Annotated in this window: 31 protein-coding genes; 19 read left to right on the plus strand and 12 right to left on the minus strand. The window is 67.1% G+C overall.

Annotated features, from left to right (window positions below):
- Positions 1–23: 23 nt before the first annotated feature.
- Entirely contained in the window at positions 24–1,193 is a 1,170-nt protein-coding gene (locus tag E1832_RS11735; protein ID WP_133359949.1) for a lytic murein transglycosylase, read from the plus strand.
- A gap of 124 nt (positions 1,194–1,317) precedes the next feature.
- On the opposite strand, the gene E1832_RS11740 is transcribed toward E1832_RS11735, so the two are convergent.
- The 3 genes from E1832_RS11740 to E1832_RS11750 form a co-directional block, all read right to left on the minus strand.
- Entirely contained in the window at positions 1,318–1,674 is a 357-nt protein-coding gene (locus tag E1832_RS11740; RefSeq protein WP_133359950.1) for a hypothetical protein, read from the minus strand.
- A 59-nt stretch (positions 1,675–1,733) separates the two neighbouring features.
- Positions 1,734–5,189, minus strand: coding sequence for a chromosome segregation protein SMC (smc, locus tag E1832_RS11745; RefSeq protein ID WP_133359951.1), 3,456 nt, complete (start codon positions 5,187–5,189; stop codon positions 1,734–1,736).
- A 147-nt stretch (positions 5,190–5,336) separates the two neighbouring features.
- Positions 5,337–5,708 (minus strand): hypothetical protein, encoded by a 372-nt coding sequence (locus E1832_RS11750; RefSeq protein WP_206021045.1) that lies wholly within the window; start codon positions 5,706–5,708, stop codon positions 5,337–5,339.
- A 186-nt stretch (positions 5,709–5,894) separates the two neighbouring features.
- On the opposite strand from E1832_RS11750, the gene E1832_RS11755 reads away from it, so the two are divergent.
- On the plus strand, positions 5,895–6,680 hold the full coding sequence (locus tag E1832_RS11755; RefSeq protein WP_133359952.1) for a FadR/GntR family transcriptional regulator: 786 nt from the start codon (positions 5,895–5,897) through the stop codon (positions 6,678–6,680).
- A 147-nt stretch (positions 6,681–6,827) separates the two neighbouring features.
- On the opposite strand, the gene E1832_RS11760 is transcribed toward E1832_RS11755, so the two are convergent.
- The 5 genes from E1832_RS11760 to E1832_RS11780 form a co-directional block, all read right to left on the minus strand.
- Positions 6,828–7,388, minus strand: coding sequence for a F0F1 ATP synthase subunit B (locus E1832_RS11760; protein WP_133359953.1), 561 nt, complete (start codon positions 7,386–7,388; stop codon positions 6,828–6,830).
- 5 nt (positions 7,389–7,393) lie between these two features.
- A complete protein-coding gene (locus tag E1832_RS11765; protein ID WP_133359954.1) occupies positions 7,394–7,951 on the minus strand; it encodes a F0F1 ATP synthase subunit B' in 558 nt (185 codons plus the stop codon).
- Between the two features lie 90 nt (positions 7,952–8,041).
- Positions 8,042–8,266: a F0F1 ATP synthase subunit C gene (locus E1832_RS11770; protein WP_093114590.1), complete on the minus strand. Its 225-nt coding sequence runs from the start codon at positions 8,264–8,266 to the stop codon at positions 8,042–8,044.
- A gap of 52 nt (positions 8,267–8,318) precedes the next feature.
- On the minus strand, positions 8,319–9,089 hold the full coding sequence (locus E1832_RS11775) for a F0F1 ATP synthase subunit A (protein WP_206021046.1): 771 nt from the start codon (positions 9,087–9,089) through the stop codon (positions 8,319–8,321).
- Between the two features lie 2 nt (positions 9,090–9,091).
- The gene (locus E1832_RS11780; RefSeq protein WP_133359955.1) at positions 9,092–9,424 is read right to left on the minus strand and encodes an AtpZ/AtpI family protein; all 333 of its coding nucleotides are present in this window, start codon (positions 9,422–9,424) and stop codon (positions 9,092–9,094) included.
- Between the two features lie 232 nt (positions 9,425–9,656).
- On the opposite strand from E1832_RS11780, the gene E1832_RS11785 reads away from it, so the two are divergent.
- Positions 9,657–10,025 (plus strand): ArsR/SmtB family transcription factor, encoded by a 369-nt coding sequence (locus E1832_RS11785; protein ID WP_133359956.1) that lies wholly within the window; start codon positions 9,657–9,659, stop codon positions 10,023–10,025.
- On the opposite strand, the gene E1832_RS11790 is transcribed toward E1832_RS11785, so the two are convergent.
- Genes E1832_RS11790 through E1832_RS11800 form a run of 3 tightly spaced genes read right to left on the minus strand, consistent with a single transcriptional unit; the run spans position 9,970 to position 12,647 of the window.
- Complete coding sequence (locus E1832_RS11790; RefSeq protein ID WP_133359957.1) at positions 9,970–10,806, minus strand: transglutaminase-like domain-containing protein; 837 nt, start codon at positions 10,804–10,806, stop codon at positions 9,970–9,972. The two genes, E1832_RS11785 and E1832_RS11790, sit on opposite strands and share 56 nt — an antisense overlap.
- A 51-nt stretch (positions 10,807–10,857) precedes the next feature.
- Positions 10,858–11,709: a DMT family transporter gene (locus E1832_RS11795; RefSeq protein WP_425358973.1), complete on the minus strand. Its 852-nt coding sequence runs from the start codon at positions 11,707–11,709 to the stop codon at positions 10,858–10,860.
- 59 nt (positions 11,710–11,768) lie between these two features.
- The gene (locus E1832_RS11800) at positions 11,769–12,647 is read right to left on the minus strand and encodes a LysR family transcriptional regulator (protein ID WP_133359958.1); all 879 of its coding nucleotides are present in this window, start codon (positions 12,645–12,647) and stop codon (positions 11,769–11,771) included.
- 124 nt (positions 12,648–12,771) lie between these two features.
- On the opposite strand from E1832_RS11800, the gene E1832_RS11805 reads away from it, so the two are divergent.
- Positions 12,772–13,353, plus strand: a complete 582-nt coding sequence (locus tag E1832_RS11805; protein WP_133359959.1) for an FMN-dependent NADH-azoreductase — start codon at positions 12,772–12,774, stop codon at positions 13,351–13,353.
- Positions 13,354–13,441: 88 nt separating this feature from the next.
- Here the strand turns inward: E1832_RS11805 and E1832_RS11810 are convergent, their stop codons facing one another.
- On the minus strand, positions 13,442–13,972 hold the full coding sequence (locus tag E1832_RS11810) for a prolyl-tRNA synthetase associated domain-containing protein (protein ID WP_133359960.1): 531 nt from the start codon (positions 13,970–13,972) through the stop codon (positions 13,442–13,444).
- A 297-nt stretch (positions 13,973–14,269) separates the two neighbouring features.
- On the opposite strand from E1832_RS11810, the gene ffh reads away from it, so the two are divergent.
- The 15 genes from ffh to rpmE all read left to right on the plus strand — a co-directional run bounded on the left by ffh (position 14,270) and on the right by rpmE (position 24,255).
- Entirely contained in the window at positions 14,270–15,784 is a 1,515-nt protein-coding gene (ffh, locus tag E1832_RS11815; protein ID WP_133359961.1) for a signal recognition particle protein, read from the plus strand.
- Positions 15,785–15,956: 172 nt separating this feature from the next.
- Positions 15,957–16,508 (plus strand): GNAT family N-acetyltransferase, encoded by a 552-nt coding sequence (locus tag E1832_RS11820; RefSeq protein ID WP_133359962.1) that lies wholly within the window; start codon positions 15,957–15,959, stop codon positions 16,506–16,508.
- The gene (locus E1832_RS11825; protein WP_133359963.1) at positions 16,505–17,068 is read left to right on the plus strand and encodes a GNAT family N-acetyltransferase; all 564 of its coding nucleotides are present in this window, start codon (positions 16,505–16,507) and stop codon (positions 17,066–17,068) included. The genes E1832_RS11820 and E1832_RS11825 overlap by 4 nt, the downstream gene beginning before the upstream one ends.
- Positions 17,065–17,592 (plus strand): GNAT family N-acetyltransferase, encoded by a 528-nt coding sequence (locus E1832_RS11830; RefSeq protein WP_133359964.1) that lies wholly within the window; start codon positions 17,065–17,067, stop codon positions 17,590–17,592. The genes E1832_RS11825 and E1832_RS11830 overlap by 4 nt, the downstream gene beginning before the upstream one ends.
- Entirely contained in the window at positions 17,592–18,197 is a 606-nt protein-coding gene (locus E1832_RS11835) for a GNAT family N-acetyltransferase (RefSeq protein ID WP_133359965.1), read from the plus strand. Before E1832_RS11830 ends, E1832_RS11835 begins: the two co-directional genes overlap by 1 nt.
- Positions 18,198–18,228: 31 nt before the next feature.
- On the plus strand, positions 18,229–18,525 hold the full coding sequence (locus E1832_RS11840) for a chorismate mutase (RefSeq protein WP_133359966.1): 297 nt from the start codon (positions 18,229–18,231) through the stop codon (positions 18,523–18,525).
- 69 nt (positions 18,526–18,594) lie between these two features.
- Positions 18,595–18,978 (plus strand): 30S ribosomal protein S16, encoded by a 384-nt coding sequence (gene rpsP / locus E1832_RS11845; protein ID WP_133359967.1) that lies wholly within the window; start codon positions 18,595–18,597, stop codon positions 18,976–18,978.
- A gap of 156 nt (positions 18,979–19,134) precedes the next feature.
- Positions 19,135–19,638, plus strand: coding sequence for a ribosome maturation factor RimM (gene rimM, locus E1832_RS11850; protein WP_133359968.1), 504 nt, complete (start codon positions 19,135–19,137; stop codon positions 19,636–19,638).
- A 35-nt stretch (positions 19,639–19,673) separates the two neighbouring features.
- A complete protein-coding gene (locus tag E1832_RS11855; RefSeq protein WP_165978868.1) occupies positions 19,674–20,531 on the plus strand; it encodes a hypothetical protein in 858 nt (285 codons plus the stop codon).
- A gap of 4 nt (positions 20,532–20,535) precedes the next feature.
- Complete coding sequence (locus tag E1832_RS11860; protein WP_133359970.1) at positions 20,536–21,315, plus strand: hypothetical protein; 780 nt, start codon at positions 20,536–20,538, stop codon at positions 21,313–21,315.
- Complete coding sequence (locus tag E1832_RS11865; protein ID WP_133359971.1) at positions 21,315–22,112, plus strand: sulfotransferase family protein; 798 nt, start codon at positions 21,315–21,317, stop codon at positions 22,110–22,112. Before E1832_RS11860 ends, E1832_RS11865 begins: the two co-directional genes overlap by 1 nt.
- Positions 22,105–22,917, plus strand: coding sequence for a tRNA (guanosine(37)-N1)-methyltransferase TrmD (trmD, locus tag E1832_RS11870; protein WP_165978867.1), 813 nt, complete (start codon positions 22,105–22,107; stop codon positions 22,915–22,917). The genes E1832_RS11865 and trmD overlap by 8 nt, the downstream gene beginning before the upstream one ends.
- An 85-nt stretch (positions 22,918–23,002) precedes the next feature.
- Positions 23,003–23,341 carry a YegP family protein gene (locus E1832_RS11875; protein ID WP_133359973.1) on the plus strand — a complete coding sequence of 113 codons (339 nt, stop codon included), beginning with the start codon at positions 23,003–23,005 and terminating at the stop codon, positions 23,339–23,341.
- A 294-nt stretch (positions 23,342–23,635) separates the two neighbouring features.
- A complete protein-coding gene (rplS, locus tag E1832_RS11880) occupies positions 23,636–24,022 on the plus strand; it encodes a 50S ribosomal protein L19 (RefSeq protein WP_133359974.1) in 387 nt (128 codons plus the stop codon).
- Between the two features lie 11 nt (positions 24,023–24,033).
- Entirely contained in the window at positions 24,034–24,255 is a 222-nt protein-coding gene (gene rpmE / locus E1832_RS11885; protein ID WP_133359975.1) for a 50S ribosomal protein L31, read from the plus strand.
- Positions 24,256–24,384: the final 129 nt, after the last annotated feature.

Genomic DNA, 24,384 nt, shown 5'->3' on the forward strand with positions numbered 1-24,384 from the left:
GAATTTTCAAGGATATTGATTTCATGCGTCTTTTCGCCCCCCTGATTGCCCTGTGCCTCGCCGTGCCCACCGCCCATGCGCAATGCGGCGGCCCATTCCCGGGCTTTGTCGAGGGCCTGAAATCCGAGGCTGTCGCCAAGGGCACCGACGCAGCCACCGTCAACGCCTTTTTCCGCTCGGTCCGGCAGGATCCCAAGGTGCTCAAGGCCGACCGGGCGCAGGGCGTGTTCCAGATGCCCTTCATCGAGTTTTCGCGCCGTCTGATCTCCAATAACCGGATCGACCGGGGGCGGGCGATGACCCGCAAATACGACACCGTCTTTGATCGGATCGAGCGCGAGTATGGCGTCTCGCGCGGGGTGCTGCTGGCGTTCTGGGCGTTCGAGACCGACTACGGCGGGTTCCAGGGCGATTTCAACACGCTGAACGCGCTGAGCACGCTGGCGCACGACTGCCGCCGCCCGCATATCTTCCGACCGCAGATCTTTGCCGCGCTGGAGCTTTACAAGCACGGCGATTTCGACCCCGCCACCACCACCGGCGCCTGGGCCGGCGAGATCGGCATGGTGCAGATGCTGCCGCGCGACATTCTGCAAAACGGGATCGACGGCGATGGCGACGGCCATGTGCGGCTGAAAACCTCGGCCCCCGATGCGCTGATGTCGGGGGCCAAGATGCTGTCGCATCTGGGCTGGCGCGCCGGCGAGCCCTGGTTGCAGGAGGTGCGGGTGCCGGGCAATCTCGACTGGTCGCTGACCGGCCCGGGCCAGACCCTGACGGTGGCGCAGTGGCAGCGGATGGGCATTCGGCCGCGCGAGGGGGACCTGGCCAGTGGCGGGCTGCCCGCCTCGATCATCCTGCCGCAGGGGCGCAAGGGGCCGGCCTTTATCGCCTATCCCAATTTCCAGGTCTATTTCGAGTGGAACCAGAGTTTCACCTATGTTCTGACCGCCGCCTATTTCGCAAACCGGCTGGAAGGCGCGCAGGTCTATGACGCGGGCGATCCCGAACCGGGGCTGACCGGGGCGCAGATGAAAGAGCTGCAGCGCCGGCTAGCGGCCCGGGGCCATGACGTGGGCAAGGTCGACGGCATCCTCGGCGCCGGCACCCGCGCGGCGGTACAGGCGGAACAGAAGCAGCTGGGCCTGCCGGCAGACGCCTGGCCCACGGCGGCGCTGTTGCAGCGGCTGTGAGGCGCTGAAACCCGCCCCAGCGGCGATGACCCTAAAAGCACATCATTGGTTGCCGGCGTCCCCTCTCCCATCAAGGGAGGGACCGGGTGCGGGCAGAGGATCGGCGGCGCGCTGCGCCGATGGCTCAGTTCCCGATCCCCAGCTCGAACTTGAACGGCAGCCGCTTGCCGCCCTCGGTGACCAGCAGGCGCATCTGACCGTCCTTGAGAAAGACGTCACAGCGCCCGGCCCCCTCGCCCGAGGAAATGCAAAGCCGCCCGTCGGGAAGCAGAATGAACGCCCCGAAATGGGTCGGGCCACCGGGATCGGAGGGCCGCCGCACCGATCCGTCCGGGGAAAAGCGGGGTTTTTCAGGGTCGAAGAACTTTGGATTGAACCCGGTAAAGAGCCCCTCGAAATCTTCTTCGGGCCAATCCCACCCCTGCGCCGAAAGCGCCGGCGCGCAAAGCAGGAGACTCAGGCAGAGAGGAATGCGGATCATGGTCCACCATAGGGGCCAGACACAGGATTAGGCGAGCGAAATTGCGCGCTTGCGTCAATTCACGCCACCAGGGACTCGGCCTTTTTCAGATCCACCGAAACCAATTGCGATACGCCCTGTTCCTGCATGGTGACACCGAACAGCCGGTCCATCCGGCTCATGGTCACCGCGTGGTGGGTGATGATCAGAAACCGCGTGTCGGTCTGGCGGCACATCTCGTCCAGCAGATCGCAGAACCGTGTCACGTTGGCGTCGTCCAGCGGGGCGTCGACCTCGTCGAGCACGCAGATCGGCGCCGGGTTGGCTAGGAACACCGCAAAGATCAGCGCCAGCGCGGTCAGCGTCTGTTCGCCCCCCGACAGCAGCGACAGGGTCGACAGCTTCTTGCCCGGCGGCTGGCACATGATTTCCAGCCCGGCCTCGAGCGGATCGTCGCTCTCGACCATGACCAGGTTCGCCTCGCCGCCGCCGAAGAGGTGCCGGAACAGCAGGGAAAAGTTGCTGTTGACCTGTTCAAAGGCGGTCAGCAGCCGTTCGCGCCCCTCGCGGTTCAGCCCGGAGATACCGCTACGCAGGGTCTTGATCGCCTCTTCCAGATCGATTTTTTCGGCCGACAGGGTGTCGAACTCTTCCTGCACCTCGCGGGCGTCCTCCTCGGCGCGCAGGTTGACCGCGCCCAGGGCGTCCCGCTGACGTTTGTAGCGGTTCACATCCCCCTCGAGTATATCCGAGCCGGGCATCTGATCGGGGGTGACCCCCAGTTGTTCGAGAAGCTGCTCGGGGCCTATCTGCATGTCCTCGGCGATGCGCTCGGCGGCGGCCTGCACGGTTTCACGGGCGGCCTCCATCCGCGCCTCGGCGGCGGCGCGGGCCTCACGCGCGTCGGAGGCGTGCCGCTCGGCGTCGCGCTCGGCCTGGATCGCTGCGCGCTGAGCGGCCTCGCCGGTGGCCAGCGCATCGGCGGCCGCGCTGCGGCGCGCCTCGGCCTGGGCGGAGGCCTCGGCCAGTTCCTCACGCTTTTCGGCGATCTGCTCGGGCACAGCGCGGGCGTCGTCCAGTTCCTCTTCCGAACTCTGCTTGCGCTCGGCCAGCTCGGCGATGCGCCGTTCGGCGGTGTCGAGCCGGTGTTTCCAGCCGCTGATCTCCTTGGCGACCTCCTGCTGGCGTTTCAGCCGTGCCTCGCCCTCGCGGCGCAGCTCGTCATGGGCCGAGCGGCGGGTCAACATGGTGATGCGGGCGGCCTCGACGGTCTGCCTGATCGCCTCGACCTGGGCGCGGGCGCTGTCCAGATCGCCCAGATCGGCCAGCCCGGCCTCGGCCTCGCGCAGTTGGACGCGGGCGGCCATCGCATCCTCTTTGTGGCGGGTGACGGCAAGCCCGAGGTTCTCCAGCCGGCCGCCGGCCAGGTTGCGCTCGGCCTCGGCGCGGCTGAGGGCGCGGGCGGCCTCGGCGACGCGCTGATCGGCGGCGCGGCGGGCGTCGCGGGCCGCCTTGTCGGCCTCGGTCACCTCGGTCAGCTTGCGGCTGAGGCTTTCATGGGCGGCGCGGGTTCCCTCGGCGCGGGCGGTGACCTGCTCCAGCTCCTGCTTCAGCGCCTCGAGCCGATTCAGCTGCTCCAGGCGCAGCGCGGCGGCAGAGGGGGCATCCTCCGCCCAGGCGCGGAACCCGTCCCAGCGCCACAGATCGCCCTCCAGCGTGACCAGCCGCTGGCCGGGTTTCAGAAGCGGTTGCAGGCGCGGCCCGTCCTCGGCCTCGATCACCCCGATCTGACCGATGCGCCGGATCAGAACCTCCGGTACGGTCACGTAATTGGCCAGCCCCACCACACCTTCGGGCAGTTCCTGTCCGGCGCCGTAGCCGGGCAGCGCCGTCCAGCCGGAGGGGCCGTCCTCCTCGACCACCGGGGCGCGCAGATCGTCGGCCAGCGCGGCACCCAGCGCCTTTTCATAGCCCGGCGTCACCCGCAGAAGGTCGAGCACCTGGCCCCCCTCGGCGGTGTCGCGGGCGACCAGTTTGGCCAGCGCCTGGGTCTCGGCGCGCAGTGCGCCGGCCTCGCCCTCGGCCTCGGATCGCTGCGCCCGTGCCTCCGCCTCGCGGGCCTGGGTATCGGTGCGCATCTCGTCGGCGGCGGCCAGCGCCTCTTCGGCGGCCTCGGCGGCCTCCTGCGCCTCTTCGGCGGCCTCCTGCGCCGCCTCGAAGGCCTCGTCGGCCCCGCGCAGCGCCTGGTCCGCCTCGCCCGCCGCCTGGCGCGCCTTGTCCTCTTCGGCCTCGGAGCGGGCCAGCATCCTGCGGCTGTCCTCAAGCAGGCGTTGCGCCGACTGGTGGCGGGCGGCCAGCCGCGCCACGTCCTCGGTCACCTGGCTGAGGTGTTCCTCGCGGTCCTGCAGGACCGAGGCCGCCTCATGCGACAGGTCCGCCGCCTCGGAGAGCTTCTCGCCATGTCCAGCGCCGGCCTTGGCCAGCTCGCGCGCCTCCCATTCCAGCCGCTCGATGGTCTCGCCGGCGTCGCGGTTCAGCCCGGTCTCGCGGTCGATGTCGCGGCCGAGCTGGTCGATTCGGGCGGTCAGCGTCTCGATGGTCTTACGCGCGCGGGCCTCTTCGTCGCTCAGCGTGTCACGCTCCACCTGCAGGCGTTGCAGGACGGCGGCCGCGATCGCCTCTTCCTCGCGCAGCGCAGGCATCGCCTCGTCGGCGCCGGCGCGGGTGCGGGCGGCCTGCTGGGCGGTGGCCTCGGCGCCGGCGGCTTCGGTGGTGCGCTCGCGCAGCACGGTTTCGGCCGCCGCGCGGGCCTCGTCCGCCTCGCGCCAGCGCCGATAGAGCAGCATCCCCTCGGCCAGCCGGAGTTGCGATCCGATCTCGCGATAGCGCGCCGCCTGCCGGGCCTGGCGCGCCAGTTGTCCGAGCTGGGTGGCGAGCTGTTCCAGCACGTCATCGACCCGGGTCAGATTGGTCTCGGTCGCGCGCAGTTTCAACTCGGCCTCGTGGCGACGCTGATAGAGGCCGGAGATGCCCGCCGCCTCCTCCAGGATGCGGCGGCGCGACTTGGGCTTGGCGTTGATCAGCTCGGCGATCTGGCCCTGCCGCACCAGCGAGGGCGAATGCGCGCCGGTCGAGGCGTCGGCGAACAGCATCTGCACATCGCGCGCGCGCACGTCCTTGCCGTTGGTCTTGTAGGCGCTGCCGACGTCGCGGGTGATGCGGCGGACGATCTCCAGCGTGTCGCTGTCGTTGAAACCCGCCGGCGCAAGCCGTTCGGAATTGTCGATATGCAGGCTGACCTCGGCAAAGTTGCGCGCGGGCCGGCTGCCGGAGCCGGCAAAGATCACGTCCTCCATGCCGGAGCCGCGCATCGCCTTGGCCCGGGTCTCGCCCATCACCCAACGCAGTGCCTCGAGCAGGTTCGACTTGCCGCAGCCGTTCGGCCCGACAACCCCTGTCAGCCCCTCGGCGATCATCAGGTCGGTCGGGTCAACGAAGCTTTTGAAGCCGGTCAGTCTGAGCTTGGTAAAGCGCAAGGGCGGGCCATCGTGATTCCAGTTGAACCCGAAATGTGGCGCTTGGGGCCGCGCCGAGTCAACGGGGTTGCCGCTGTATCTGGCGTGAGCGGTGTATTTATCCCCAATATATTGACGAAATTGCGGGTGACTTGCGCGACGCTCCGCCTACTGGGCCACCGACCGGGCCGCCGATTCCGCAGGCAGGCAGCGATAGGCGGGAACTGCCGCCCCGCCCGGAGACACCCGCCGGCAGGCGCGATCCACCCGCACCATCGGTTGGCGGTGGCCCGGACAGTCCAGCCAGCCGGTCGCCTGTGCCTGATCGCCCAGAACCGGGGTCACCGAACACCCGCTGACCAGCGCCATCGCCAGCCCGGCGCGATACCGAATCGGCTCGAACCGGGGGGCGTATTCCGGGCTCACCCGGATCGCCTCGGCCAGCTTTCTCCGCACCCGAACGTCAAAAATGCTGCCGTTGACTGCGATCCGGGTCGCGGGCACGGCGCGGAAATGGGGACCGGGGGCATTGCATCCCATCAGCAACGCAAGGGAAATCAGGCTGGCAAACCGCATGGCCGGAGTATGCCACGACACGTCTTAACCGTGTCTTTCCAGCCGCCGGCCCCGGGAGCGGGCCGCAGGCAGCCGTTCCGACAAACCCGATTGCTGTTGAGAGACGCCGGGCGCGGCCCTATAACGCCATATACCCAACCGGAAGTCCCGATGCCCTTTCAAAAGGTCCAGCCCGAGAAACTGTCCACCTCGGTCGTGCGCCAGATCGAGAAGCTGATCCTGCGCGGCATCCTGCGCCCGGGTGAACGGCTGCCGTCCGAGCGGGATCTGGCCGACAGGCTGGGCGTGTCGCGTCCGTCGCTGCGCGAGGCGGTGGCTGAGCTTCAGGACGAGGGGCTTCTGACCACCCGGGCCGGGTCCGGCATCTATGTGGCCGATGTTCTGGGGTCGGCCTTTTCGCCGGCCCTGATCCGTCTGTTCGGCACCCATGACGAGGCGGTGTTCGACTATCTTTCGTTCCGCCGCGACATGGAGGGGCTGGCGGCCGAGCGCGCCGCACGGCTGGGTTCGGAAAGCGATCTCAAGGTCATCCGGGCGATCTTCGACAAGATGGAGGCGGCGCAGAACCGGCCCAACAACGCCGAGGAAGAGGCCCGTCTGGACGCGCAGTTCCACTCGGCCATCATCGATGCCAGCCACAACGTGGTGATGCTGCACATGATGCGCTCGATGTACGACCTGCTGCGGCAGGGGGTGTTCTACAACCGTCAGGTGATGTTCAAGCAGCGCACCTCTCGGGCGGCTCTGCTGGACCAGCACCGGGCGATCAACACCGCGTTGCAGGCACGCGATCCCGCCGGCTCCCGGGCCGCGGTCGAGGCGCATCTGGACTATGTCCAGGGGTCACTGGAGGATCAGCGGCGCGCCGAGCGCAACGAGGCGATCGCCCGGCAGCGACTGCAACGGGAAACCGGGCGCGACCGCAAGCGCGTCTGAGAGAGTGGCCCGACAGGTCGGCGACCGGGCCCCTCTCCTGCAAGATCCACCGCACAAGGCGTGGCGATGCCGGGGGGCCGGGCGCCGGAAAAGAAAAACCCGGCCAGAGGCCGGGTTTTCAGTTTTCTGCGATACTGCAAGCCGCGTTCAGTGCAGCTTGGCCTCCACATCGGCGATGGCCGCGTCGATCAGCCGGTTGCCTTCGGCGGCGGTCATCTGCTTGGTGATCACCGAATTGGCGGCCGCGACAGCGATGGTCACGGCCTGATCGCGCACCTCTTTGACCGCGGCGGCCTGGGCCGAGGCGATCTGATCCTCGGCGGCGGCCAGACGGCGGGTGATGGAGGCCGCCAGATCGGCCTTGGCCTGCTCTGCGGCGGCGGCGGCGTCGGTCCTGGCGTGCGCCACGATCCGGTCGGCCTGCTCCTGCACTTCCTTCTGCTTGCGCTCGTAGGAGGCCAGCAGCGTCTGTGCCTCTTCGCGCAGGGCGCGGGCCTCGTCCAGCTCGGACTTGATGCCCGCAGCGCGGGTATCCAGCGCGCCGCCGATCATGCCCGGAACCTTGAAGTAGAACAGGACCCCGACAAAGACGATGAAGGCGAGCAGCACAACGAAGTTGGTGTTGTGCAGCGAAAAGAACGGGCCGGAGGCGGCCAGCGCGGGGCTGGCAAAGCCGAGGCTGAGGATGAGGGCGGTCAAATTGCGCATCTGTCTTACCCTTTCATCCGTTCGGTGACGGCGCCGGTGACGGCGGCCTCATCCGATTTGAAGCCCAGCGCCGAAACGATCTCGGCGGCGGTGTCCTTGGCCACGATCTCGATGCTTTCCAGCGCGCCGGCGCGGATCTCGGCGATCGCCTTCTCCGATTCGGCGGCCTTCGCGGCGATTTCGGCATCGGCCCTGGCGATGGCGTCGTCCAGGCCGACCTGGATTTCGGCACGCGCCTCGGCGGCGATCCGCTGTGCCTCGGCCCGGGCCTCGGCCAGAGCCTGATTATAGGCCTCTTCGGCCTCGGCGGCCTTGACCTTGAGGTCTTCGGCAGCGGCCAGATCGTTGGTGATGGTTCCCGCCCGTTCGGACAGGATGCCGCCGATGCGCGGCAGCGCCACCCGCGACAGGATGAGGTAGATCACGACAAGCGTGACAACCAGCCAGAAAACCTGGTTCGGGTAGGTCGAAAAATCCAGCTGCGGCATGCCCGCACCGCTTTCGGCGGCGCCATGCGCCATCTCTGCAGCGGCTTGGCCTGCGTCGTGCGTCTCAGTTGCCATGTCGTCCTCCTTGGGAACTTAGCCTACTTCGGGCAGCGCCGGGTCATCCCCGCGCCGCCCGACCGTAAGGATCAGATGTTCCGAAGGCGCTTAGACAGCGAACATCAGCAGCAGAGCGACCAGGAACGAGAAGATGCCCAGTGCTTCTGCAAACGCGATGCCGATGAACAGGGTCGCGGTCTGGCTGGCGGCGGCCGACGGGTTGCGCAGGGCGCCCGACAGGAAGTTGCCTGCCACGTTGCCCACCCCGATTGCGGCTGCGCCGGAACCGATTGCTGCCAGGCCTGCGCCGATATGTGCGAGATCGCCTTCCATTGTGATATCTCCTTACGATTGGAAGTTTGGATATTGGGTGATGAGGGGAACCTTAGTGCGACGGATGCAGCGCATCCTTGAGGTACACACAGGTCAGAATGGTAAAGACATAGGCCTGGATGAAGGCCACCAGGACCTCGAGGCCGTACATGGCGGTGATCGCCAGAACCGACACCGGGCTGACGACGGTCAGCGCGGCAAAGCCGGCGAACACCTTGATCACAGCGTGGCCCGCCATCAGGTTGCCGGCCAGACGAATGGAGTGGCTGACAGGGCGCACGAAATACGAGATCAGTTCGATGATCGCCAGGATCGGGCGCAGCGCCAGCGGCGCGCTCGAGACCCAGAACAGACCAAGGAAGGCGGCGCCGTTCTTGACGAACCCCAGAACGGTCACGCTCAGGAACACCAGCAGAGCCAGCACCACGGTGACGGCGAAATGCGAGGTGGTGGAGAACGACAGCGGCAGCAGCCCGAGGAAGTTGGCTGAGACGATGAACATGAACAGCGTCATCACATAGGGGAAGTACTTCACCCCTTCTTTGCCGCAGATGTCCACGACCATCTTGTGAACGAAACCATAGGCCAGCTCGGCGACCGACTGCATCCGCGACGGAACCACGGCGCGGCGCGACGAGCCCATGACCAGCAGCACGATGATCGCCACGATCGAAAGCCCCATCCACAGCGCCGCGTTGGTCGGCGTGTACCAGGCCAGGGTGTCACCCCCGAACAGCGGCTTCACGATGAACTGATCCATCGGGTGGAATACCAGGCCGCCACTCTCTGCGGCGTGTTCTGCACCTTGCGCTTCGGTTGCCACGTTCAATCCCTCTCGTCGTCTCGCTCGGCCCCTTCGGCCAATTTCTGCTCCTGGATCTCCTGCGCGCTGCGAAGCATCGTCTTCACTCCGGCGGCAAGGCCCAGCAATGTAAACAGCAGCAGCAGGATCGGGAGTGTCCCGAACAGGCTGTCCAGCCCGTAGCCGATGCCAAAGCCGATCCCGAGACCGGCCACAAGTTCGATCACCATTCGCCAGGCCAGGTTGGCCTGGGAGTAATGCTCGTCCACGCGGGGTTTGGGCGCCTGCGCCTTTTTCGCCGCCTCGATCCGCGCCTCCAGCTGCGCCATGCGCTGCTTTTGGTCGTCGTCACTCACCGGCGTCCACCCCATGTATTTTCAGGCATCGTGCTAAGCGGCGGCGGGCGCGGAGTCAATTGCTAGAATGGCCGTTGAAAATGATGGGTAAGATATTGGTATATCTGGTACTTTTTTATTGATGGCGCGACGGGCACCGGCCGGAACCACCGGCCTTGGCGGCAAACGGGGCGAAAACCCATATTCAACCAAATGGTTGACGATCGCCGCACCCCGGCGCTACGCCCTCGGCATGACCGATCCGCTCGACATGGTATTCGCCGCCCTCGCCGACCCCACCCGGCGGGCGATCCTGTCGATGCTGCTGGAAGACGACATGGCGGTGACCGACGTGGCCGAGCCCTTTGCGATGTCGCTGGCCGCCATCTCCAAGCACCTGAGCATCCTCAGCCGCGCGGGGCTGATCAGCCAGGAGCGGCGCGGCCGGGTGAAATGGTGCAAGCTGGAGCCGGACGCGCTGCGCGCCGCCAGCGTCTGGATGCAGGGGTTCGGCCAGTTCGAGCCGGTCAACCTGGAGGCCTTCGAGCGGTTTCTGGAGGCCGAGTTCAGCCGGCCAGACGATCATAGCCCCGAAGCCGGATCTGGAGATCCGGCCGGCTGAGCGCACCGTCCGCCCCGATCCACCACGGCTCGCCGATCAGCTTGATGTCGGTCAGCCCGGCGGCGGGGAAATTCAGCCCCATCGAATGCGCCATCGGCAGCCGCACGCCGGGCTTTGGATTGAGCCCCGGCCGGATGTCGCCCGTGCCCAGTTTCAGGTGATGGGCGATGTCCCATTCCTGCACCAGTCCGCCGGCGCGGGTCACCACCCAGCAATGCATGTCCTCGCAATGGGTCCGCTTTTCCCGGGGGATGAAATAGCCGGTGACATACCCCGCCTCATAGCCCGCCGCGCGGCAGGCGGCGATGAAATAAGCGTTGATGTCAACGCAGGAGCCGACGGTCAGCGAACAGATCTGCGGGATCTCGTCGGCGCCGTCGTAATACCGCTGTTCGGGGTGGCCATAGGTGAAAAGAGCGGCCACGTGATCGGCCAGCGCCTTGATCCCCGCCGGATCGCGCCCGTCCGCGATCCCCCGCACCTCGGCGCCCAGCGCGGCGGCGCTGCGGGTGAAACGGCTGTCACGCGGGGCAAACAGCGCCTCGGGGTAGGGCGCCCCCGTCGCGGCATAGCGCCATTCGACCTCGATCCGTTCGGCCGTCGGCGTCAGAATCAACGCGTGCTGCGCCGCGCCCGGATCGGCGATCAGGCACATGTCGGCGCCGCGCACCGCGACCGATAGTGGTGCAGCGTGGGGCGTGCTGAACCCCGCCGGGGCGATCAGGGAGACGCCCGCGCGGGCGGGAAGCGAAACGGTCAGGCAGATGTCATGGTCGGTCATGACATCTGCCTACCCGGCGCAGATGACCGTTTCATGTCAGGCCTCTTCATGTCACGCCTCCTGTTCCAGCAGCAGGACCAACGCCACCACCGTCATGGTGATGCCCACCAGCACCAGCCCGTTCGGCGCCCCGTGGCCCAGGGCGATCTCCCACAGGATCACCCAAGAGGGGGTGAGATAGGTATAGGCCATCACCTTGGCCGAAGGCAGCCGCAGGGTGGCGAACTGCAGCAGAACGAAGGTGGCGGCGCTGGCGAAGATCGCCAGATAGAACAGGCCGACCCAGACGATCGGCGGCAGCGCGCCCCAATCGGTTGCGCGGATGTCATTCCAGCCGAACAGCACCAGCACGAGGCAGCCCGCCAGCAGCATGCCAAAGGTGAACATCACCGCCGGCTCGCCCCGGTTCAGCCGCCGCACCATGGGCGTATAGACCGCATGGGCGACGCAGCCGACGAAATAGACCGCCTCGCCCTTGCCGATATGAAACACCTTTGCCGTCTGCCAGTCGCCGTCGAAGATCACCCAGAGCGCGCCGGCCGCCCCCACCGCCAGCGCGGCGGCCATCCGCCGGGTGGTGATCTGGCGCAGGAGCCAGTAGCCGAACAGCGCCGACAGGATCGGGGTCAGGGTAAAGACCGCCGCGGCGCTGACCGCCTTTGCCGTCTTCAGCCCCTCGAACATCAGCACGAAATAGGCGGCAAACAGCCCGCCCAGGACGAGATAGCGCCAGGGCGCCGCAAAGGCCGCGCGGGTCACCTTGCCGGTTGCCGCCGCAAAAACGCCGATCACCACCGCGGCGATGGCGAAACGCGCCGCGTTGAGGGCGGCCGGCGCGATCTCGTTCGCCACCTGGGTCCCGAGCGAGAAAGAGCCAGCCACCAGCGCCGAAAAGGCCAGCATCGCCAGATGCCCCTGGACCCCTGGGCTCAGCCCCGCCCGCTCTGCGGTGTCCGTGCCGCTCACTTGCACCACTCCTGCGACCGTTCCTTGAGGTGGCGCAGAAAGCTCTGCACCTTGTTGGTGCGGTGCAGGTCCACATGGGTGACCAGCCACAGCGCGCTGGCCCATTCCGGCTGCGGCGGCAGCACCTGCACCAGGCCGGGATGGCGCTCGGCCTCCCAGACCGACATGAAGCCGATGCCGGCGCCGGAAAGGATCGCCTCGTCGGAGGCCTCGCCGCTGTTGCAGCGAAAGATCACCGCCTCCTGCGAAACCTGCGCGTACAGCCATTTGCTGAACGGAGCCCGGTTGTCGGGATCGTCAGCGCCGACGAAATGATGGCTGGCGAAATCCTCGGCCGAGGCGGGCTTGCCATATTCGGCGATATAGCCTTCGGACGCATACATCGCCGCCGGCAGATCGGCGAAACGCTGCACCACATTGTCGGGCTGGTCCGGCGCGGAACCGGCGCGGATCGCCACATGCGCCTCGCCGTATTCCAGGCGGAACAGCCGCTCTCCGGTCAGAAAGCGCACGATGAGGCCCGGATGGGCCGCCTGAAACTCGCTCAGCACCGGAACCAGCAGCGGCGACAGCGAGGCCAGCGAGGTTACCACAAGCTCGCCCGTCACCTCATCGCCCTGCCCCTTGAGCCGGCCGGAAAGCTGGTTGAACTGGTCCTCGGTCGCCTGCGCCACGCGCAGCAGGTCCTGGCCCGCCTCGGTGGGCGTGTAGCCGCGCGCATGGCGCTGGAACAGCTTGACGCCCAGCCGCCCCTCGATCGCGTCGATATGGCGGATGACGGTGGCGTGGTGCACGCCCAGCACCTCGGCCGCGCCGCTGACGGTGCCCATGCGCGCCACCTGATAGGCGGTGCGGATCTCGTCCCAGTTGTCCATGCGCTCCTCCGGGTATGTGCATCAGATCACAGACGCCCTGCTTTTTCGGTAATTGCGTTCGGTCATGCAAGATACTTTCTGTGTAGCAGGACATATTCCGTGCCCACCTCGAAAGGATAACGACGTGACCCACACCGTTCTGCATATCGACACCTCGGCGCGCCGCAGCGCCTCGACCTCCCGCGACCTGTCTGCCAAAATCGTCGACCGTCTGGCCGCCGGCACCGTGTTGCGCCGTGACCTGGCCGATGCGCTGCCGCTGATCGACGAGACCTGGATCGCCGCCAATTTCACCCCCGAGGATCAACGCAACGACGCCCAGCGCGCGCAGATGGCGCTGTCCGACGATCTGGTGGATGAACTGAAGGCTGCCGATGTGCTGGTTATCGGCCTGCCGATCTACAATTTCTCGGTTCCCGCCACGCTCAAGGCATGGATCGACATGGTGGCGCGCGTCGGCGTCACCTTCCGCTATACCGAGGCCGGCCCCGAGGGGCTGCTGAAGGGCAAGCGCGCGATCCTCGCCGTCACCTCCGGCGGCACGCCGGTGGGCTCGGAGATCGATTTCGCCACCGGGTATCTGCGTCACGTGCTGGGCTTTATCGGTATCACCGATATCGAGATCGTCGCGGCCGACCGGATGAACGTGGACCCCGACGCGGCACTCAGGGCGGCAAACGAGGCGCTGGACAATATCGCCGCCTGATCGCGGCCCGCGCCCCGGCCCTGTTCGGCTGGGGCGCATTCAACTGTCTGCCCACTATCTGACCGCTATCTGGCGCGGGATACCGCGCTTAGTCCAGCCAGGTGATCGCGGCGCCGAACCGCTCCAGCACCTCCATCAGCGCCTCCCGGCGCATCGCCACCGTGCGGTCGTTGACCAGCGGATGCAGACAGATGATCCGCGCCCGCTGCACCGCGCGGTCGAGCACCAGTTGCACCCCCATGCCCGCGCCGGTCACCATCGCCAGCGGGCTGACCGCGCCGGGCCGGATGCCGAGAAACTCCATCAACCGCTCGGGTGATCCGAAGGAGAGCCCGCCCGCGCCCAGATCGCGGGCCAGCGCCTTGAGATCGATGGCGCGGTCCTGCTCCAACGTCACAAGATAGTTCCGCTTCTTGCGGTCGCGCAGATAGAGGTTCTTGATCCGGAGCACGTCCAGCCCCTCGGGCAGCAGCCCGGATTCGATCGCCTTGCTGTCCTCGACCGTACGCAGGGGGACATGCTCATAAAGGCGGTACTCGACCCCCCAGTCGTCGAGCTGCCGCAGCAACGCGTCCGAACTGACCGGCAGACTGTCCTGATAGGCCGATGACGCATCCATAGCCGCACTCTCCCGTAACTGTCCGCCGCCGTCCTGCCGCGATCCCGCCACGGGCGCAAGACCCGGTCCAGCTTGACTCACCGCCGCAAACCGCCTAAACGCGCCGCAACATCCGGAAGTGAAAAACCTTCCGGTCCCCGTCCATGCGGGGATCGCCCCCCACCAGCGAGTATCGCCCGTGGGGGCAAAACCGTTTTGAACCGTCGCCGCATTTCGCGCGAAGGCGTTTGAGAATTGAACCGTCTGTTCCTACTTATGGGACGACACGTGGAAGCCGGCAGAGGAGCCTAGAGGGCCATGTTTGAAAATCTATCCGAACGCCTCTCCGGCGTCTTCGACCGGCTGACCAAGCAGGGCGCACTCTCGGAAGAGGACGTGAAAACCGCCCTGCGCGAGGTCCGCGTCGCGCTTCTCGAGGCCGACGTCTCGCTGCCGGTCGCCCGCGACTTCGTGAAAAAGGTACAGGATCAGGCGACCGGCCAGGCGGTGACCAAATCGGTCACCCCCGGTCAGCAGGTGGTCAAGATCGTCCATGACGCGCTGGTCGACGTGCTGCGCGGCGAGGGCGATCCCGGCGCGCTGAAAATCGACAGCCCGCCGGCGCCGATCCTGATGGTGGGCCTTCAGGGCTCGGGCAAGACGACGACCACCGCCAAGCTCGCCAAGCGGCTGACCGAGAGAGAGGGCAAGCGGGTGCTGATGGCCTCGCTCGACACCAACCGCCCGGCGGCGATGGAGCAGCTGGCCATTCTCGGCAAGCAGATCGGCGTCGACACCCTGCCCATCGTCAAGGGCGAGGATCCGGTGGCGATCGCCAAGCGCGCCAAGACCCAGGCGAGCCTTGGCGGCTATGACGTCTATATGCTCGACACCGCAGGCCGGCTGCATATCGACGCCGATCTGATCGCCCAGGCGGCCGCGGTGCGCGACGTCGCCAACCCGCGCGAGACCCTGCTGGTGGTCGACGGGCTGACTGGCCAGGACGCGGTCAATGTGGCGACCGAGTTCGACGACAAGATCGGCGTCACCGGCGTCGTGCTGACCCGGATGGACGGCGACGGCCGCGGCGGCGCGGCGCTGTCGATGCGCGCGGTCACCGGCAAGCCGATCCGCTTTGTCGGCCTGGGCGAGAAGATGGACGCGCTGGAGACCTTCGAGCCCGACCGCATCGCCGGCCGGATCCTCGGCATGGGCGACATCGTGGCGCTGGTGGAGAAGGCGCAGGAAACCATCGAGGCCGAGCAGGCCGAGCGGATGATGCGCCGCATGGTCAAGGGTCAGTTCAACATGAACGACCTGCGCATGCAGCTGGAACAAATGCTCAAGATGGGCGGCATGGAGGGCATGATGTCGATGATGCCCGGCATGGGCAAGATGGCCAAACAGGTCGAAGAGGCCGGTTTCGACGACAAGGTTCTCAAGCGCCAGATCGCGCTGATTCAGTCGATGACCAAGAAGGAACGCGCCAATCCGCAGATCCTTCAGGCCTCGCGCAAGAAGCGGATCGCTGCCGGTGCCGGCATGGAGGTCAGCGACCTGAACAAGCTTCTCAAGATGCATCGCCAGATGGGCGACATGATGAAGAAGATCGGCAAGATGGGCAAAGGCAAGATGCTGAAACAGGCCATGAAAGGCATGTTCGGCAAGGGCGGCCCCAGCCCCGAGGAGATGGCCGCCGGCATGGACCCCAAGGCACTGGAAGCCGCCGCACGCCAGATGGGCGCGGGCGGCAAGATGCCGGGCGGTCTGCCGGGGCTCGGCGGCGGCATGGGCCTGCCGCCGGGGCTGAGCGGCTTCGGGAAGAAGAAGTAAGCGCGATGTACCTGCGGATCGACATGATTGGTGCTGATTGCCGGGCGCTCTGCGCCGGGCAGCGTCCGTGCCGTCCCCTCACGGGGCGGGCGCGTCCCGCCGGCGCCCCCTCGCGGGCCGGACGCCAAGCCTGCTATGTCGACCGCACCGCCCCCACCAAAGGGGCCGCCGCATGAGCTATACCCTCATCATCCCCACGCTTGAGACCGAGCGGCTTATCCTGCGCGCGCCCGGCCCGCAGGACTTCGGCCCCTTTGCCGAATTCTATGCCAGCCCGCGCGCCGATTTCGTGGGCGGCCCGCTGAACGCCGAAGGCGCCTGGCGCATGCTGGCGATGGAGATCGGCCACTGGACGCTCAAGGGTTTCGGCCGCTGGACCGTGACCGTCCGGGACAGCGACACGGCCATCGGCATGGTCGGCCTGTTCGACCCAGAGGGCTGGCCGGAGCCGGAAATCGGCTGGGATCTGTTCAACGGCCACGAGGGCATGGGGTACGCCACCGAGGCCGGCGGCGCCGCGCGCGCCTATGCCTATGACGTGCTCGGCTGGCAGACCGCGATCAGCCTGGTGAAACCGGCCAACACCGGATCGGCCCGCGTCGCCCGGCGATTGGGTGCGCGCCATGACGGCGATTTCACCCATGCGCGCCACGGCACCATGCAGATCTGGCGCCACCCGGCGCCCGGCGATCTCACCGGTGGCGGAATGGAGGCCTACGCATGAATGCGCCCGGCCTGAAAATCCCCCTGGATATCCCCGCCGTGGAAACCGGGCGGCTGATTCTGCGCGGGCCGGAGGCACGCGATTTCGAACCGCTCGCCGCCTTTTTCGCCGACGAGGCGCGCAGCTGGGGCTTTGGCGGGCCAAAAAGCCGCAACGAGGCCTGGCGCTGGTTCGCCGGCAACATCGGTCACTGGGCGCTGCACGGCTATGGCTTCTGGACGGTGGAAACCCGGGACGGCGGCGCGATCATCGGCATCACCGGCCTGTGGAACCCCGAGGGCTGGCCCGAGCCGGAACTGGGCTGGGTGATGTTCGAAGGCTCCGAGGGCAAGGGATACGCCTATGAGGCGGCGCAGGCCGCGCGTGCCCATGCCTATGACCACATGGGGTTCACCACCCTGACCAGCAACATCTTCCGGGGCAACGCCCGCTCGGTCGCGCTGGCCGAACGGCTGGGCGCCTGGCACGAGCGCGACTTTACCAACGTCACCCATGACACCGAGATGGCCTATCGCCACCCCGGCCCCGAGGCGCGGGCACAGGCAGAGCGCGCGGAATGACCGGCTTTACCCTCCCCATCCCGGTGATCGAGACTGAACGGCTGGTCCTGCGCGGCCCGCGCGAAAGCGATTTCGAGGCGCATGCCGAACTGATGGCCTCCGAACGCAGCAAATTCATCGGCGGCCCGCAGGACAAACCCATCGCCTGGCGCGGCTTCACCGGCTCGATCGGCCATTGGGTGCTGCGCGGCTACGGCATGTGGCTGGTCACCGACAAGGCCGACGATAGACCGCTAGGCCGCATCGGCTTCATCAATTCCTATGGCTGGGACGAACCGGAACTGGGCTGGCATCTCTATGCCGCCGCCGAGGGCAAGGGCGTGGCCTATGAAGCCACCCTGGCCGCGCGGCGCTACGGCGCCGAACGTCTCGGGCTCGACGGGGTGATCTCCTATATCGACCCGGCCAATGCCCGCTCCCTGGCGCTGGCCACCCGGCTCGGCGCCCGGTTCGAACGCGAGGGCGAGGTGATGGGTCACCCCTGCCACGTCTACCGCCACCCGACGCTCGCGGAGGCCGGCTGATGGCCCATCGCGACATCCCCGTACTGGAAACCCGGCGGCTGCTGCTGCGCGGCCCGGCGGCCGAGGATTACCCGAACTTCAAGGCGACCTTCACCAGCTACCGCGCCCGTTTCATGGGCGGGCCGCTAACCCCTTATGAAAGCTGGATGCTCTACGCCGCCGAGATCGGCCATTGGCAGATTCGCGGCTATGGCATGTGGATGATCCACGACAAGCAGACCGACGAGACCTATGGCATGGCCGGCGGCTGGAAACCGGCGATGTGGCCCGAGGCCGAGATCGCCTGGGTGATCTGGCCCGACAAGGCCGGCAAGGGCTATGCACTGGAGGCGACCCACGCGGTGCGCCGCTATCTCTACCGCGAACGGGGCTGGACCACGGCGGTCAGCTATATCGATCCCAAGAACCTCGATTCGATCCGCCTGGCCGAGCGGCTGGGCGCGGTAAAGGACCATGACGCGGCCAGCATCGACGGCAATGACGCGGTCTATCGCCACCCCTCGCCGGCGCAGCTCGACGGCAGCCAGCTGGCGCATGGGATCGAGATGGAGATCGGCCACTATACCGACCCGCTGTTCAAACCGAAAGGCTGGGCCATTGACTGACGCTCCAAGCCCCGCAGAAGGACCCCGGACCATGACCGATGACGCCATCCGCGCCGCGGCGCTTCTGAAAGAGCACCGGCATAGCATCGACCGGCTCGACGCGATCCTCGTCTATACCCTGGGCGAGCGGTTCAAGCACACCCAGGCTGTCGGGAAACTGAAAGCCGAACACGACCTTCCCCCGTCCGATCCGGCCCGCGAGGCGGCGCAGATCGAGCGGCTCGAAGACCTGGCGAAACAGGCCGATCTGGACCCTGAATTCGCCAAGGCCTTCCTCAATTTCATCATTGAGGAAGTCATCCGCCACCACAAGAAACACCAGCAATGACCCTCTGGGTCCATCAACAGCAGAAATAACCGGGATTTGCCCGGTCAACGCCATCAAAGGAGAAACACCATGGCAATGAAGATCCGACTGGCCCGCGGCGGCTCGAAAAAGCGTCCCTTCTACCGCATCGTGGCTGCTGACAGCCGCATGCCGCGCGACGGCCGCTTTATCGAAAAGCTGGGCACCTACAACCCGCTGCTGCCGAAAGACAGCGAAGAGCGCGTGAAGATGGACATCGACGCCGTCAAGGCCTGGCTCGACAAGGGCGCCCAGCCGACCGACCGCGTTGCCCGCATGCTGGAAGCTGCCGGCGTGATCGCCAAGAAAGAGCGCAGCAACCTCAAGAAGGGTGAGCCGGGCGCCAAGGCCAAGCAGCGCGCGGAAGAAAAAGCCGCGAAAGCCGCCGAGGCCGAAGCCCCGGCAGAGGACGCCGCGGCAGACACCGCCGAATAAGCGCCCCTGCGCCGCGCGCGCATGCGCGCACTGGACAAGACTGCCGGGGGCGGGCCAGATTGACACTGGCCCGCCCCCTTTTTTCCGAACGGATCGAGGTCCCATGTTGCGCCATCCTGTCGACCGCTTTCCCGCCGATACCGGGGAGAAAATCCGATGAACGACAAGGTCTGTGTCGGCGCCATCGCCGGGGCCTATGGCGTGCGCGGCGAGGTGCGGCTGAAAAGCTTTTGCGCGGTGCCCGAGGACATCGTGGACTATGCCCCGCTTAGCTCCGAGGACGGCACGCAGAACTTTTCCGTGCAGGTCACCGGCCGGATCAAGAACGGGCTGACCGCGCGCCTTAGCGGCGTCGAGAGCAAAGAGGCCGCCGACGCGCTGAAGGGGCTGCGCCTCTATGCCCCGCGCGAGAGGCTGCCGGCGCTGCCTGATGACGAATACTATTATGCCGACCTCATCGGGCTGGAGGTTCTGGATACCGGCGGCACCCCGCTGGGCCGGGTGCGGTCTGTGCAGAACCACGGCGCCGGCGACCTGCTGGAGATCATCGGGCCGGGACTGAAGGCGACGGTGCTGCTGCCCTTCACGCAGGAGGCGGTGCCGACGGTCGATCTGGAGGCCGGCCGCATCATCGCCGATCCCCCGGACGGGCTGTTCTGATGCCCCCCCGCCGCAGCCGCGCGGGCCTTCTGCTGATGGCCGTGCCGCTGTATGGCGGACCGCTTCTGGCGGGGTGGATGCAGGCGGCCTGGCCGCTGCTGGCGGCCCTGGCCGCGATGTTCTTTCTGGCCCAGATCTTAAGCGGAAAGACTGCGGCGCGCGGGGACATGCCGCGTCCGCTCCACCTGACGGTTCTGGCGCTGACACAGGTCGTTTTGGTGCTGGCGGTCTATGCTGCCGGTGCCGGCCTGTCGGCGCTGACCGGGGCGCTTGCGGCGCCGCTCTGGCTGCCGCTGGCGCTGACCGCTCTGGGCGGAACGATCTATGCGCTGCACTATTCGCACGACCCGCAGCAGGACGAGGTGATCGGCCTGCTCGATCAGGCGCTGGCCTCGATCACCAACGGCGCCTCCTTCGACAGCGGAGGGGAGGGGGATGACCCCACCGACCCGCAGGACCGCGCCGCCGTGCAGCAGGCGATGGCGGAGCTCTGGGCCCTGCCGCCCGACGCCGGGGCGTCCGAGCTCGACAAGGTGGTGCAGCGGCTGGAGGCGCGGGTCGGTCACCGGGCCTTTGCCGACCTGCTGAACGAGGTCGCCGAGGGCTTTGCCCAGGTCGACCGCGCGCTGCTGCGTTATCTCGCCAGCCCGGCGGTGCGCCGCCGGCTGATCGCGGAGCGGACCGATCTGCGTCCCGCTTTCGCGCTGCTGCTGAACAGCGATGACCCCGGCGTACAGGCGGATCTGGTGGCGCTGGTGCAGACCCTGCTGGAGGAGGACGCCCCGGCCAGTGCCCTGCCCCCGCCCGAGCAATTGCGCGACCGCGCCGGCGAGGCGCCGGAGCTGGCCAGGCTTCTCGCGCCGGTCGAACATGCCGCGCGCAAGGGGGGCTAGGCCGATGCGGGTGATCCTGCACGCCGGGTTTCACAAGACCGGGACCACGACGCTGCAACAGGCGCTGCACCGCAACCGCCGGACCCTCGACGCGCATCTGCGGCTGGTGCCGCGCGACCGGATGATGCCCGCCGGGCGCAGCGCGCGGGCCTGGTCGGCGAGCCGCGATCCGCTTGACATGGCACTGTTTCGCTATGAGCTGGCCGAGGTGATGGTCGATTGGGACAGCGCCGATCCCCGTCCGCTGGTAACCTCGGTCGAGGATCTGTGCGGCAATATGCCGGGCCGGCACGGGGTCGAAAGCTATGCCGCGGCGGCGCCGCTGATGATCGCGATCCTTGAGGTGCTGAGTGAGTTGCACCCCGCCGCGCGGCCCGAGTTCTATTTCTCCACCCGCGCGCCGCAGGCTTGGCTTGCCAGTGTCCATGCCCAGCATCTGCGCGCCATGCGCATGACCGAAAGCGCCGAGGACTTTGCCGAACGCTATCGCCGGGCCGCGGATCTGGACGCTGTGGTCGATGACATATCCGCCGCGCTCGCCCCCCTACCGGTTCATCGCGCCGCGCTGGAGCAGAGCGCCGGGCGTCCGCTGGGGCCGCTCGCCCCGCTGCTGGATCTGCTTGGCCTGCCTGCCGCCCTGCTGGAGGGCCTGGTGCCGCACCCGCCCGCAAATACCGCGCCGCCCCCCGATTGCGCGGCCGCGTTTCTGCGGCTCAACCGCAGCGATCTGGGCGAGGCGGAGCTGCGCGCGGCAAAGCAGGCGCTGCTGCGCGAGGCCGGCTGATGCCGCGCGCCATCGTCATCCATTCCGGGTTTCACAAGACCGGCACCTCGACCCTGCAACAGGTGCTGCGGCACAACCGGCCGGCGCTGAAGGGGCGGGTCCGGATCGTGCTGCGCGGCGAGATGCGCGATCTGGTCCATGCCGCGCGCGGCTATTCCAGCTGGCGCGATCCCTTTACGCTGGACAAGTTCGCGCGCCGGTTTCGCGCCCTGCTGGAAAAGGTCGGACCGCTGCCGAACCGGGTCTTGTGCCTGTCCTGCGAAGAGCTTTCGGGCCATCTGCCGGGGCGCGAGGGGATCGCGGATTACAGCGCCGCCGCGGTGCTGGCCTCGGACATGGCGCGGATCGCCGGCAAGATGCACCCGGGAACGCCGCTTTGCTTTGTGCTCACCCTGCGCCGGCCTGAAAGCTGGCTGCGCAGCGCCTATTGGGAACATGTCAAAGCCTCGTCGATGACGCAGGCATGGCCGGATTTCGCCGCCGCCACCCGACCCGGCGCCGATCTGGCGGTGGCGGCCGACACTATGGCGGCGGCGCTGCCCTGTCCGGTCCATCGCATATGGCTGGAGGATTGCGCCGATGCCCCGCTCGGCCCGGCAGGGCCGCTGCTGGATCTGTGCGGCACCCCGGCAGAGGCGCAGCGCGGACTCACGCCGGTTCCGCCCGCCAATGCGCGGCTGGACGACAGCGTTCTGCTTGCACTTCTGGCCGCCAACCGCGATTACACCGACCGCGACGCGCGCGCCGCCGCCAAACAGGCCATTCTCAGCGCCGCGCAGGAGACAACCCGTGACTGATACCCCAGATCGCCCGGCCCGCTCGCTGGGCCGCAAGACCATCCGCCCATCGCTGAAACCACGCGAACTGATCACACCCACGCCCGACCTGCACGGGGTGTGGAAGGCGCGGGTGATCACGCTGTTCCCCACCGCCTTTCCCGGTGTGCTGGGCGAAAGCCTGACCGGCAAGGCGCTGCAGGAGGGGTTGTGGCAACTCGAGACGCTGGATCTGCGCGGGTTCGGCATCGGCAAACACCGCAATGTCGATGACACCCCCGCTGGCGGAGGCGCCGGCATGGTTCTGCGCGCTGACGTCCTGGGCCCCGCGATCGAGCAGGCGATGGAGGGGGCCACGCGCAACTGGCCGCTGATCTACCTGTCGCCGCGGGGGCGGCGGATGGACCAGCCGCTGATGCGCGATCTGGCCCGCGCCGACGGCGTGACGCTGATCTGCGGCCGCTTCGAGGGGGTCGATGAGCGGGTGCTGGAGGAATACGGTGTGCAGGAGGTTTCGCTGGGCGATTTCGTGATGACCGGGGGCGAGATCGCCGCGCAGGCGCTGATCGATGCCACCGTGCGGCTGCTGCCCGGGGTGCTGGGCAATCAGGCCTCGGCGGAAGAAGAGAGTTTCTCGGACGGCCTGTTGGAGCATCCGCAATATACCCGCCCGGCCGACTGGAAAGGCCGCCCGATCCCCGAGATCCTGATGTCGGGCCATCACGGGCGTATTGCCGAATGGCGCCAGGAGATGTCCGAGGAAATCACCAAACAGCGCCGGCCCGATTTGTGGCAGGCCTATCAGCGCCGCAAGGCGCAGGACTAAGGCTCCGGTAAGGGAAACGTTGCAGCGATGGCGATCCTGGGGAATAGTCTCACAAGGTTTGATTTTATTGTGAGGAGGCCGGGCAATGGCTGGGAAATTTGAACTCTACAAGGACAAGGCGGGCGAGTTCCGCTTTCGCCTGAAGGCGGGCAATGGCGAGATCATTCTGGCCAGCGAGGGCTACAAACAGCGTGCCAGCGCCGAGAACGGCATCCAGTCGGTGCGCAAGAACGGCCCCGTCGACGAACGCTATGAGCGCAAGGAAACCTCCTCGGGCAAGCCGATGTTCAACCTCAAGGCCACCAACGGCCAGGTGATCGGCACCAGCGAATCCTACAGCAGCGAAAGCGCCCGCGACAACGGCATCGAGTCGGTGAAGAAAAACGCCCCCGACGCGGCGCTGGTCGACCTGACCGACGCCTGATTTCAACGCCAGGGGCGCGGGCCGCATAAGCCTTGCAATGGCGGCCCGCATCCCCTAAACGAACGCGACCTGACCGGGGCGACCCGACTCAGGTGTTTTTGCTGTTTTTCCGGGGCACCGGCGGGTTCTTCCCCGTTATCGCCATAACCGGGACGTCAGCGTGACAAGCGAAAGACGACCTGAACTCTGGCGGGCGCCCCCTCTGACGGGCAAGGCGGACCCGGTGAAGACCGAGAGCTCTGAGGGCGCGCAAACCTTCGTGGACCAACCACGAGCAGTTCAGGAGTAGATGCGATGGACCTGATCGCACAGCTGGAGGCGGAACAGATCGCCGCCCTGGGGAAGGATATCCCCGATTTCAAAGCCGGTGACACGATCCGTGTCGGCTTCAAAGTGACCGAAGGGTCGCGCACCCGTGTGCAGAACTATGAAGGCGTCTGCATCAGCCGCAAGAACGGCTCCGGCATCGCCGGCTCGTTCACGGTTCGCAAGATTTCCTTTGGCGAAGGCGTGGAACGGATGTTCCCGCTCTATTCGACCAATATCGACAGCATCACCGTTGTCCGCCGCGGTCGTGTCCGCCGCGCCAAGCTGTACTATCTGCGCTCGCGTCGCGGCAAATCGGCCCGGATCGCGGAAGTCTCGAATTACAAACCCAAATCGGCCGGCGCCGAGGCGTAAGGAGCGGAGCGATGAAAAAAGACATCCACCCCGATTACCACCTGATCAACGTCAAGATGACCGACGGCACCGTGGTTCAGATGAAATCGACCTGGGGCGCCGAGGGCGACCAGCTGTCGCTGGACATCGACCCGTCGGTGCACCCGGCCTGGACCGGCGGCTCCTCGCGCCTGATGGATACCGGCGGCCGTGTGTCGAAGTTCAAGAAAAAATACGAAGGCCTGGGTTTCTGATCCAACCGCCTTTCGCGCCAATGCAAGCGCCGCCGCTGTGGATCAGCGGCGGCGCTTTTGCATTGCGGGGCGGCGGGCCAGGCAGCCGGACAAGGCAGGCGGCCAAGGGGCGGGCGAACCTGCCGCACC

The organism is Antarcticimicrobium luteum (genome assembly GCF_004358185.1).
Classification (GTDB): domain Bacteria; phylum Pseudomonadota; class Alphaproteobacteria; order Rhodobacterales; family Rhodobacteraceae; genus Antarcticimicrobium; species Antarcticimicrobium luteum.